Origin of the sequence: Caulobacter sp. RHG1, from assembly GCF_013181195.1 — a bacterium.
Lineage (GTDB): Bacteria > Pseudomonadota > Alphaproteobacteria > Caulobacterales > Caulobacteraceae > Caulobacter.
This window is the reverse complement of record NZ_SMZP01000007.1, coordinates 362,679-373,538: the sequence shown is the minus strand read 5'-3', so window position 1 is coordinate 373,538 and position 10,860 is coordinate 362,679. Positions and strand designations below refer to the sequence as shown.

At 66.9% G+C, this 10,860-nt stretch carries 10 protein-coding genes; 7 read left to right on the top strand and 3 right to left on the bottom strand.

The annotated features are described in order from the left end of the window. Positions 1 to 5: 5 nt before the first annotated feature. The 3 genes from E1H18_RS20195 to E1H18_RS20185 all read left to right on the top strand — a co-directional run bounded on the left by E1H18_RS20195 (position 6) and on the right by E1H18_RS20185 (position 1,865). Entirely contained in the window at positions 6 to 350 is a 345-nt protein-coding gene (locus E1H18_RS20195) for a DUF190 domain-containing protein (protein ID WP_172271793.1), read from the top strand. A 72-nt stretch (positions 351 to 422) separates the two neighbouring features. Next, positions 423 to 896, top strand: coding sequence for an SRPBCC family protein (locus tag E1H18_RS20190; RefSeq protein WP_172271791.1), 474 nt, complete (start codon positions 423 to 425; stop codon positions 894 to 896). A 75-nt stretch (positions 897 to 971) separates the two neighbouring features. Further along, a complete protein-coding gene (locus tag E1H18_RS20185; RefSeq protein WP_172271789.1) occupies positions 972 to 1,865 on the top strand; it encodes a cation diffusion facilitator family transporter in 894 nt (297 codons plus the stop codon). 24 nt (positions 1,866 to 1,889) lie between these two features. On the opposite strand, the gene E1H18_RS20180 is transcribed toward E1H18_RS20185, so the two are convergent. The 3 genes from E1H18_RS20180 to fliQ form a co-directional block, all read right to left on the bottom strand. Next, positions 1,890 to 3,824, bottom strand: coding sequence for a cytochrome c/FTR1 family iron permease (locus tag E1H18_RS20180; protein WP_172271787.1), 1,935 nt, complete (start codon positions 3,822 to 3,824; stop codon positions 1,890 to 1,892). Positions 3,825 to 3,910: 86 nt separating this feature from the next. Next, entirely contained in the window at positions 3,911 to 4,594 is a 684-nt protein-coding gene (locus E1H18_RS20175; RefSeq protein WP_172271785.1) for a cytochrome c, read from the bottom strand. Positions 4,595 to 4,671: 77 nt separating this feature from the next. Next, the gene (fliQ, locus tag E1H18_RS20170; protein ID WP_062099998.1) at positions 4,672 to 4,935 is read right to left on the bottom strand and encodes a flagellar biosynthesis protein FliQ; all 264 of its coding nucleotides are present in this window, start codon (positions 4,933 to 4,935) and stop codon (positions 4,672 to 4,674) included. Positions 4,936 to 5,251: 316 nt separating this feature from the next. On the opposite strand from fliQ, the gene E1H18_RS20165 reads away from it, so the two are divergent. The 4 genes from E1H18_RS20165 to E1H18_RS20150 all read left to right on the top strand — a co-directional run bounded on the left by E1H18_RS20165 (position 5,252) and on the right by E1H18_RS20150 (position 10,746). Beyond that, a complete protein-coding gene (locus E1H18_RS20165; protein WP_172271783.1) occupies positions 5,252 to 7,363 on the top strand; it encodes a TonB-dependent receptor in 2,112 nt (703 codons plus the stop codon). An 86-nt stretch (positions 7,364 to 7,449) separates the two neighbouring features. Further along, complete coding sequence (locus E1H18_RS20160) at positions 7,450 to 7,920, top strand: nuclear transport factor 2 family protein (protein ID WP_172271781.1); 471 nt, start codon at positions 7,450 to 7,452, stop codon at positions 7,918 to 7,920. Between the two features lie 83 nt (positions 7,921 to 8,003). Next, positions 8,004 to 8,417, top strand: a complete 414-nt coding sequence (locus E1H18_RS20155) for a response regulator (protein ID WP_172271779.1) — start codon at positions 8,004 to 8,006, stop codon at positions 8,415 to 8,417. A 145-nt stretch (positions 8,418 to 8,562) separates the two neighbouring features. Beyond that, positions 8,563 to 10,746: a TonB-dependent siderophore receptor gene (locus E1H18_RS20150; protein WP_172271777.1), complete on the top strand. Its 2,184-nt coding sequence runs from the start codon at positions 8,563 to 8,565 to the stop codon at positions 10,744 to 10,746. Positions 10,747 to 10,860 lie beyond the last annotated feature (114 nt).

Sequence of the window (10,860 nt, the reverse complement as noted above, 5' to 3'; positions counted from 1 at the left end):
ACCCTATGATCCTAGGACAAGCCCTGCTGTTGCGGGTCTATACCGACGAGAACGCCACCCTTGGTGATCGACGCTACTACGAGGCGCTGGTTGATCGGGCGCAGGCGGCGGGCCTGGCCGGCGCTACGGTTTTGCGTGGCCTGCGGGGCTTTGGCGCCTCCAGCGTCATGCACGGCGAACGCGGCTTTGATCTGGCGCGCAATTTGCCGGTCGTCGTCGAGATCGTTGATGAAGAGGCTAAGCTTACGCCGTTCATCGCCGAGCTTGAGACCGGGGACGAGATCGGTCTGGTCACCCTGGAGAAGGTCGAAGTGGTCCGCTACGGCGGTCACCGTATCCACTTCGCCTGACTGGTCGGGCCGGCGCGTCGGGGCGACCCGACGCGCCGGCTTGGTCCCACCGTCTTATGCCGGGAGATCGCGATGATCATCACCGTCACGTTTGAAACCGAGATCCGTGCGCCGGTCGCCGCGGTTTGGGCCAGCCTGGTCGATTTCGACCATTGGCGCGACTGGCATCCCCATCGCCAGATCATCGGCAAGGCCGAACGCGGCGCGCGCGTAGCGCATCTGGTGGCCAACGCCCATCCGTTGCGCCGCAAGACGCCGGCGCGCATCGACGTCTTGGAGGCGCAGGCCTGTCTGAGCTTCCGCTTTGGGCGGTGGCTGACCGGTTATAGCTACGAGCGCCTGCGTCTGGAGCCGACGGCCGGAGGGACGCGGCTGATCCAGGTCGCCGAGGTCCCAAGCTGGGTCGGGCCGCTCAACGGCGGTCGCGCGCGTTATGAAGCGTCCGTCCAGCAAGCCTACGGCCAGGTCGCCACGGCCCTGGTCCGTCACCTGGGCGTCACGCGGCCCGCGCGTCGCCCCATTTCGCACGTTAGAAGCCGCCTGTAGGGCGGCCCCATTTTCACGGCGGCGTGTTGGACCGAGCAGGTTCGACCACCGTTCACCCCTTACGGAGATCGTCGCATGGGAGCAGGACACGACCACGGCGCTGGCAACGCCAACGCCAGGACCTTGGGGATCGCGCTGGGCCTGACCCTCACCTTCCTGGTGGCCGAGGTTGTCGCAGGCGTCGTCTTCAACAGCTTGGCGCTGTTGTCGGACGCCGCGCACATGTTCACCGATGCGGCGGCCCTGGCCATCGCCCTGGCGGCCATCCAGGTGGGCCGCCGCAAACCGACGGACAGCTTCACATTCGGCTATCGCCGCTTCGAGATCCTGGCGGCGGCCTTCAACGCCATCCTGCTGTTCGCCGTGGCCATCTATGTGCTGGTTGAGGGGATCAAGCGGATCGTCGATCCCGAACCCGTCCAGTCGACCGGTATGCTGATCGTGGCGGTGCTGGGCCTGATCATCAATCTGATCGCCATGCGGCTGCTGTCGGCGGGCAAGGATAAGAGCCTCAATATGAAGGGCGCCTATCTGGAAGTCTGGGCCGACATGCTCGGCTCGCTCGGCGTCATCGCCGGGGCGATCATCATCCGCCTGACCGGCTGGCGATGGGTCGACCCCATCGTGGCCATCGGCATCGGGCTGTGGGTGCTGCCGCGCACCTGGATCCTGCTGAAGGACACCACCCGCATCCTGCTGGAAGGCGCGCCGCCGGGTCTGACCCTGGCGGCGGTGCGCAAGGCCATCACGCAAACACCCGGGGTCGCCGGCGCGCATGAACTGCATGTCTGGACCACGGGGGCGGACGAGGCCATCTGCACCGTCCACATCGTGCTGGCCGACGGCGCCGACGGCGAGGCGGTGCGCCAGGCCGTGGCCGCGCGGCTGGAGGCCGACTACGATCTGCACCACGTGACCATCCAGACCGAGAGCCAGCGCTGCCAGGACGGGGCGGGCGGGCACGCTTGACCGGCGCCCGCCGCGCGCAGGGGCTCAGGTCGTCGACAGCTTGGCCCGGCGGCCCCACCAGAAGCCGGCCGCCAGGGCCAGGATGGTCAGCGCCTGGGCCACGAGCCCCTCGACGGTGGGGTAGAGGCCTAGCAGCTCAATGCGCGGGGTGTGCAGCGGGTGCAGGTCGATCAGACCCGCCTCTTGCAGGGCCGCTACGCCCTTGCCGGCCAGCACCACCGACAGCAGGGCCATCAGGCCGGCGCTGTAGGCGAAAAACTGGCCGATCGGCAGGCGCTTGCTGAAGTTCAGCATCAGCCAGGCGATCGCCGCCAGGATGACCACCGCCGTGGCGATCCCCGCCAGCATCGCCGTGCCGCCGCCCTGGCTCCACAGCGCCGTCATGAACAGGATGGTCTCGAACACTTCGCGATAGACCACCAGGAAGGCCAGGCCGAACAGGAACCAGGCCGACTGCTTCGAGAGCGCCTTGGACAGCTTCTCGCGGATATAGACCTGCCAGGCGTCGGCCTGGGACTTGCCATGCATCCAGATCCCGACCGAAATCAGCACGACGGCGGCGATCAGCGAGCCAAAGCCCTCGGTCAGCTCGCGGCTGGCCCCGCTGATCGAGATCAGATAGGTCGCCGCCGCCCAGGTCAGGCCGCCGGCCGCCAGGGCCGCGATCCAGCCGCCATGCACATAGGGCAGGACGTCGGCGCGGTCGGCCTTGCGCAGGAAGGCCAGCATGGCCACCACGATCAGCAGCGCCTCCAACCCCTCGCGCAGCAGGATGGTCAGGGCGCCGGCGAAGCTGGAGGTCCCACTGGCCTTTTCCGGGGCGAGCGCTTGGGCGGCCGCGCCGAACAGCGCATCTAGCCGTTCGATCTGGCTTCGCACCTCGCTTATCGGCGCGCCCCTGCCGATCGCGCCGCGGACATCGCCCATGGCCCCTTCGATCCGTTGCATCAGCGCCGCGTCCCGCGCCCGCAAGGCTGGCTCGACTGGCTCGAAGCCGTCGAGATAGGCCGCCAGGGCCAGGTCGGCGGCCTGGCGGTGGTCTCCGGCGGTGTAGGCCGCCAGGCTGAGATCGAGCTTGCGTCGGGCAATGTCCAGCGTGCCGCCGGTGGCCTGGACCACAACCTCGGGATGGCGGCGCAGATAGGCGGTCAAGGCCCGGGCCTTGGGTTCGCCGATCGCCGCTGCCAGGGCCGCCGGGGTGGTCTGGGTCAGGGCCTGCAGGCTGGCGAACCGCGCTCGCACGGCCGGATCGCTGGTCCACAAGGTCTCGCCGGTCTTGGCCTCGGCGTCGGTGAACGCAAAGCGGCCGACATAGAAGGCCAGGTCCCAACGGTCGTCGCTGGGCAAGTGGGCGTAGCTGGCCATGGCCGTGCCATCCAGGCCCTGCTGGATGACCTGGTAGAGGCCAAAGGCGCTGCGCTGGCGTGCGCGCTCGACATCGGCGAAGGCGATCGGCGGCGGATCCAGGCCCGCGGCGTTGGGTCCATCGGCGCGGCCGTCGACCCCATGGCAGGCCGCGCACTGCTCGGCATAGAGCGCCGCGCCGCGCATCAGGTCTGGCGCCCGCGCAGGGGCCAGGGGCGTGGGGTAGGCGGCCAGCAGATCGGCGGCCAGGCTGTGGGCCTGGGCCGCCACCAGAACCGGGTCCTTCTTGCCGGCGATCGACGCTTGCAGGACCTCGGCCTTGCCCAGCAAGGCCGGCTGCACGGTGGTCGCGGGCAGCTTGGCGATCCGATCGCGGATCTGCGTCCCGAACTCGTTCATCTCGGCATATTCGGATGCGCTGACGACCTTGCCGTCCTTCACCGCCCCGGCATAGTCGACGGACACATAGTCCAGCAGTCGCCAGACGGTCTGGGCCGGTGTGGCTTCCTGGGCCTGGGCCGGCGCGAGCGCGAGCGTGGCGCCCAGGAGGAGGGCGACGAGGCCGCTCAGGGTGGATTTGAGAGCGCTAATCATTATCATCTCATAGGCCGATTTCGGACGTACGGTTGGCAAAATTCCGTACTCGCCCCGCAAGGACGCGGCGAGTACGGCGGTCGGGGTCAGGGCTGGCGTCGCGTGTCGGCGGCCGGGGCGGAGGGCATGGCCATGCCTTTCATGTCGCCCATGCCTTCGGGGCTCTTCATGCCGGGCATGTCCGGCATGTCGCCGCCCTGCTTTATCACCGCGTCGTGGTCGGCCGGGGCGTTCTGGGTGGCGGCCAGGTACTGCTCGGGCGACATCGACGGCAGCTGTCGCACGAAGGCGACCATGTCCCACACCAGGGCATCGCTGTGGGTGCGACCCCAGGCCGGCATGGCGGTCATCTTGACGCCGTGCTTGATCACCCAGAACTGCTCGCCGGGAGGCCTTCCAGCTGTGCGCCAAAGCTCTGGAGCCTGCGGATAGAGCCCCCAACTCATCTCGGTCTTTTCAAGGCCTGGACCCAGATGGCAGCCGCTGCACATCTGCGTATAGAGCCCCGCGCCGCTGGCGATGCGCTTGGGATCGCTCAGATTGTCCGGCGGCTGGATGCCGGTGGCCCGGACACTGATCGAACGGTTTCGCAGGGTCTCGAGCAGGGCGTAGACGGGCCGGGTATGGGGCGCGTCGGCGCCGATGTTGTAGACGCCCAGGCCGATGGTGACGCCGGCGATCAAGACCGCCAGGAGGGCGGCCGCCCCCAACACCAGCACGATGCCAAGATGGGTTCGTGGATGTGCGAAATCCCAGCCGAACAGCTTCATGGTCTATCCCTCCCTATGGGACATGGTTTTTGGCGGACGCGGTGTCGTTGACGGCGCGTCTTGGGCGCGGTGGACGGCTAGAGGCCGGCGATGCGCTTGGCGATCTGGACCATGAATGCCTTCATCAGCGCGGCCATCATCGGCAGGAAGATCAGCAGAGCCACGAAGATCGCGACGATCTTGGGCGCATAGACCAGGGTCTGCTCCTGGATCTGGGTCAGCGCCTGGAAGAGCCCGATCACGACGCCCACCACCAGGCCGACGATCAGCACCGGCGCGGAAATCTGGATAGTCAGCCAGATCGCCTCGCGCGCCACGTCCAGAACCTCGGCCCCGCTCACCGGGGGCGCTCGGGACCGCGCTGGGCGGCATTGGCGATAGGCGTTTCATCGACGAACCCACCCTGAGCCGAAGTCGCGGGCATCTGCCTTGCTCCGGAAAAACCGCGGGCGGCGCGAGGCGCCGCTGCCTTGCCTTACGCAGTGGGGTGCGACTTCCCTCATCGCATGCGCAGGTTCGTGTACGGGCCGGCGCGGGCGGACCGGCGCTTGCAAAAAAGGCAGGTTGGAACGTTGTTCATCGACCGCGGTCGTCGGCTTGAGGGGGCGGCTGAGGCTAGCGCGTACCCCAGACAGAAACCGCTTTTGGGGGATTTTCGTGAAAGCCAATCGTCAAGGCCTGGGGGGCGCATCGACGCTCGCCCTGACCGTTGCGCTCGCCGCCATTCCGGCCAGCGCTTGGGCTCAAGCCCAAGTCCAGGCGCCCGCCGCGCTCGAAGAGATCGTCGTCACTGCCGAACGACGCGAGACCAATCTTCAGGACACGCCTGTGGCGGTGACCGCCATCACCGGCGACACGCTCCGGGCCCTGGGCGTGGCGACCATCGAAGACCTTCAGGTTTTCACGCCTGGGATCACCATCACCAACGACTCCATGGCCATCATCAACATCCGGGGCATCGGCACCTCGGCCTTCGGCGTGGCCACCGATCCCAGCTCGACCGTCCACTATGACGGGGTCTACATTCCGCGGCCGACCACCAGCTACCAGGACATGTTCGACGTCGAGCGCATCGAGCTGCTGCGCGGCCCACAAGGGGTTCTCTTTGGCCGCAACTCGGCGGGCGGCACGCTGAACATCACCTCCCAGGCGCCGACCGCCACCCTGCAGGGCGTCCTCAGCGCCACCCTGGGCAACTACGATCGCCGCACCTTCAGCGGCACGGTGTCGGGACCGCTCGGCGAGCGGGTTCGCGGGCGTCTGACCGTGATGAAGAACGATCGCGACGGGATCTATTCCAATCCCAAGACCGGCGAGGACTACCAGAACATCGACCGTGCCGCGGTGCGGGGCACGCTGTCCTTCCTGGTCAGCGACCAACTGGACGTGGTGCTGCGCGCCGACTACGGCCGCGACCGCGAAACCGGCTATCCCTCGCTGCGCGACAATTATCCGGCCGCCTTCGCCCAGGCGGGCGCGACCATTCCGCGCGGCCGAGACGAGTTGATCCTCGACACCCGGCCACGCAACAATGTCGAGAATGGCGGGGCATCAGCCACGGCGACCTATGTCACCGCGCCGCTGACCTTCAAGTCGATCACCGCCTTGCGGGCCAGCACGGTCGATCAGGTTCTCGACGTCGACGCCACCAATCTCTTCCTGCGCAACATCACTCTGTGGGAACGCTCGCGCTCCTTCACCCAGGAACTGCAGGTCAGCAACAACGACGCCGGACGCCTGGAGTGGATCGCCGGCGCCTTCTACCTGCGCGAAAAGGCCCGCGATCAGCTTCAGATCCTCGAGCCCGGACGCCAGCTGGCTCTGCCGGAGAGCAATGTCACCGACGCCGCGGCGCTCTATGGCCAGGCGACCTATCGGGTCATGGACCGCACGCGTCTGACCGCGGGCCTGCGCTACAGCTATGAGCGCAAGGACTTCGCCTATCGCGCCAAGGTCGGCGGCGTCGATGCGGGCGGGGAGGCGGCCAAGGCCTCCTGGCGCGCCTGGACGCCCAAACTCGGCGTACAGTACGACGTCAGCGACGACGTCATGGCCTACGCGTCGGTGACGCGCGGCTTCAAGTCCGGCGGCTTCCAACTGGGCGACGGGCGTCCATTCCGACCCGAATACATCTGGAGCTACGAAGGCGGCGTCAAATCCATGCTGTGGGATCGGCGCGTGCGGGCCAATCTCAGCGTCTTCTACTATGACTACACCGACCTGCAGGTGGTCGAGTACATCAACGGGGTGGCGACCACGACCAACGCGGGCAAGGCCACGCTCAAGGGCGGGGAACTGGAGATCGTCGCTCGTCCGGTCTCGGGCCTGGATCTAACCGCCACTGCCGCCTATCTCGACGCTCAGTACGACCGCTATTTCGACCAGGGCGTCAGCCTAGCCGGTTACACTCTGCCCAACGCGCCCAAATGGAACCTGACCTTCGCGGCGGCCTACCGCTTCGAGTTCGCCGACGGTCATAGCCTGACCCTGCGCGGCGACGTGGGCTGGCGCGACCGCGTCTACTTCAAGCCCAACAATCTGCGGCAGTTCTCCGAAGACCCCAACACCCTGGTCAATGCGCGGGCCACCTTCGCGCCGGCCAGCGGCGTCTGGGAGATGTCGGTGTTCGCCCGCAACCTGACCGACGCGCGATACGCCACCTACAAGACGGTCGGCACGGATGCGACCGGGGTTTCCAACCCGGCATTGCCGCTCTCCGTCTTTGGGGAGCCGCGTCAGTATGGCGTGCAGATACTGCGACGCTTCTGATGGCGGCGGCCTGCGCCGGCGTCCCCTCACCAGCCCGAGGGGACGCTGGTCGCAGGTTTTTCCATGTTCAATCTCGAGGAATAGTCATGAAGTCCATGTTCTTTGCGGCCAGTCTCGCCGCCGCCCTTGCCCTGTCCAACACCGCCGGCGCGCAAACCCCCGATCCGTCCGCCGAGGTTCGCGCCGTGGTCGATCAATTCACCCAGGCGTTGTTGCAGAAGGACGCCGCGCGCATGGGGCCGCTGTTCGCCAAGGACAGCATCGTCATCGAGGGCGGGCGGCTGGAAGGCTCTTTCGAGACCTATCTCCACCACCACCTGGGTCCCGAGCTGGCCGAGTTCGACAGCTTCACCGTCAAGGACCGCAAGGTCAGCGTCCGCCAGGCCGGCGACGTGGCGTGGGCCTATGAGACCTATGGCTATGAGGTCCGCCTGAAGGGCAAGCCCACGCCGCTCTCGCGCTTGGGCGCGACCACTACGGTCCTGGTCAGGACCGACGGGGCCTGGCGGATCGTCCAGCTGCACATCTCGTCCAAGGCGCCGCCCGCCAAGAAGTAGCGGCCAGAATGCCGTCGTCGGCGAGGGCAAAAGGTCAGGCCTGCGTATCTCCTAGAAAGCCGCAAGGCGTCAGGGGCAAGTCCGTGGGGCAGAAGCTTATTGTGGTCGCCGACGACGATCCCGACTGCCGGGGTCTGATGGCCGAGATCCTGACCGACGCGGGCTATGCCTGCGTCGAGGCCGATGGTGGGCGCAGCGCGCTGGCCTTGATGGACATGCGGCCCGACCTGCTGCTCACCGACCTCTTCATGCCGGATCTGGACGGCATCGAGATCATTCTCATGGCCAAGGAGACTTGGCCTGGCGTGCGCATCGCCGCCATCAGCGGCGGCATCGGCGCCTTCGACCCCATGGTGCTGCTGCGCATGGCCCGTATCCTGGGGGCGGACGTAGCCTTGCCCAAGCCTTTCTCGATGGACCAGTTGCTCACCTGCGTCGCCCAGGCGCTCGCGGCCGAGCGCCCAAGCGCCGATCCAGCCGTCCTGACCGTGCGATGAACCGCCCAGAGTCTCTGTCCGATTGCGCGAACTATACATGTTGCGAAGCTTGGTTCGACGCCGCTGGACTTCTCCGTCGGCTGACGACAAACGCCACCTACAATTAATTCGCAGTCGCAACTGCAAAACGTGGGGCTTGTCCGTCATGCGCATCCAGAACCTTCCTCGTCTTGCTCTGCTGCTCACCGTCAGCGGGACCGCGCTTGTCGCCTCCGCGGCGTGGGCCCAGTCCTCCAGCCCTGCCACCCGCGCCCAAGAGGCCAATGAACTGAGCGGCGTGACGATCACCGGGCAGACCGAAAGTCGCCAGGGTTACAAGGTCAGCAAGGCCCTGTCGGCGATGAAGACCGACACCGCCCTGATCGACACACCTCAGTCGGTCAGCATCGTCTCGCTCAAGCAGATCCAGGATCAGGCGGCGGGCGGCATCGGCGACGCCATCCGCTATCTGCCCGGCGTCTTCTCCGCCCAGGGCGAGGGCAACCGCGAGACCCTGGTGTTCCGTGGCAACGCCACTACCGGCGACTTCTTCGTCGATGGCGTCCGCGACGACATCCAGACCTATCGCGATCTCTACAACATCGAGCGCCTGGAGATCTTCCGCGGCCCCAACGCCATGATCTTTGGTCGCGGCGGGGTCGGCGGCGTGGTCAATCGCGTGACCAAGATGGCCAATTGGCAGCGCGTCCGCGAGGTGCAACTGGAAGCCGGCAGCTTCAACCACAAGCGTGTCCAGTTCGATCTCGGCGACGGAGTCGACGACAAGCTCGCCCTGCGCCTGGCTGGCGTCTACCAGAACAGCGACAGCTACCGCGACGGCGTGTCCCTGGAGCGTTGGGGCTTCAATCCAACGGCGGCCCTGCGTCTTACGCCCGACACCCTCGTCCAGGTCGGCTACGAGCACTTCGAGGATGACCGCATCGCCGATCGCGGCGTTCCTGCCCGCTATCTGCCGGCTGGCGCGACCCGCCCGGCCAAGCCGCTGCGCACGCCGCGCGGCCTGTTCTTCGGTGATCCGGCCGCTAGCCCGACCTGGACCAACACCGACGCCCTGACCCTGTTTGTCGCTCACCAGATCAGCGAGCGGGTGTCGATCCGCAACCGGACGCGCTACGCCGACTACGACAAGTTCTATCAGAACGTCTTCACCGGGGCGGTCAACGCGGCCGAGACCACGGTTCCGATCTCGGCCTACAACAACCGCACCCAGCGCAAGAACTTGATCAACCAGACCGACCTGAACGCCGATCTGGTGCTTGGTGGGCTGAGCCACAAGCTCCTGGTCGGGGGCGAGTTCGGGCGCCAGGAAACCAGCAACCTGCGGCTGGAAGGCCGGTTCGCGGGCGGAGCGACCTCTGTCACCGTTCCGGTGACCGCGCCGACCATCAACCAGCCGATCAGCTGGGTCGCGATCGCCAGCAGCGGCGACAACGCCGGGGTCACCAAGCTTGCGGCCGTCTACGCGCAAGACCAGATCGCGCTGGGCGATAAGGTCGAGCTGGTCCTGGGCCTGCGCTACGAGCGCTTCCACACCAAGGTCACCGACCGGCGTACGGTCGGCTTCCCGGTAGGCCAGCAGCGCGATTTCGACGTCACCGACACCCTGTGGTCGCCGCGCGTGGGGGTGATCTATAAGCCCGCAGCCAACGCCTCGCTCTATGCCAGCTACTCCAAGACCTATCTGCCGCGCGGCGGCGAGCAACTGACCAGCCTGTCGATCAGCAACCAGAACCTGGATCCCGAGCAGTTCAAGAACTACGAGCTGGGGGCCAAATGGGATGTCCTGCCGGGGCTCAACCTGGCCGCGGCGGTGTTCCAGCTTGATCGCAGCAACGTCCTTGCGCTTAGCGACCCCAACAACGCCGCCTCGCCGACCGTGCCGATCGGCCGTCAGCGCACCAAGGGCGTGGAGCTGAGCGCGACCGGCCAGATCAGCGACCGGCTGAGCCTGGTGGGCGCCTATACCTACTCGGACGGGACCTTCCGCGACAACGTGTCGGGCACGGTCAAGGCCGGCAATCAGCTGGCCAATATGCCCAAGACCAGCGCCTCGCTGTGGAGCCGCTTTGAGGCGACCGATCGGCTCGGCCTGGCCGCGGGCGTCGTCTACCAGGGCCGGCGTTTCGCCTCGAGCGACAATCTCGTGGCCATGCCCAGCTACATGCGGGTCGATGCGGCTGCCTACTTCAAGATCAACGACAAGCTGAAGGCGCAGATCAATGCCGAGAACCTGTTTGGCGCGCGCTACTACCCGTTTGCTCAGAGTAACTCCAACCTCACCCCCGGCTCCCCGACGGCGGTGAAGGTGGGCCTGTCCGCCAGCTTCTGACCCCGAGGGGCGACGGACAAGGCCGACCGGTTCGACGCCGACCAGAGCTTCGCGCTCTGGTCGGCGTCAGCTTGAGGCCGGGCGCGCATGGGGGCGCGCGCCTGAAGGATATCA

Excerpts from the sequence above, each read along its gene's own strand:
- E1H18_RS20195 (WP_172271793.1), top strand. The coding sequence starts at position 6 with ATGATCCTAGGACAAGCCCTGCTGTTGCGGGTCTATACCGACGAGAAC.
- E1H18_RS20190 (WP_172271791.1), top strand. The coding sequence starts at position 423 with ATGATCATCACCGTCACGTTTGAAACCGAGATCCGTGCGCCGGTCGCC.
- E1H18_RS20150 (WP_172271777.1), top strand. The coding sequence starts at position 8,563 with ATGCGCATCCAGAACCTTCCTCGTCTTGCTCTGCTGCTCACCGTCAGC.
- E1H18_RS20180 (WP_172271787.1), bottom strand. The coding sequence starts at position 3,824 with ATGATTAGCGCTCTCAAATCCACCCTGAGCGGCCTCGTCGCCCTCCTC.
- E1H18_RS20160 (WP_172271781.1), top strand. The coding sequence starts at position 7,450 with ATGAAGTCCATGTTCTTTGCGGCCAGTCTCGCCGCCGCCCTTGCCCTG.
- E1H18_RS20175 (WP_172271785.1), bottom strand. The coding sequence starts at position 4,594 with ATGAAGCTGTTCGGCTGGGATTTCGCACATCCACGAACCCATCTTGGC.
- E1H18_RS20185 (WP_172271789.1), top strand. The coding sequence starts at position 972 with ATGGGAGCAGGACACGACCACGGCGCTGGCAACGCCAACGCCAGGACC.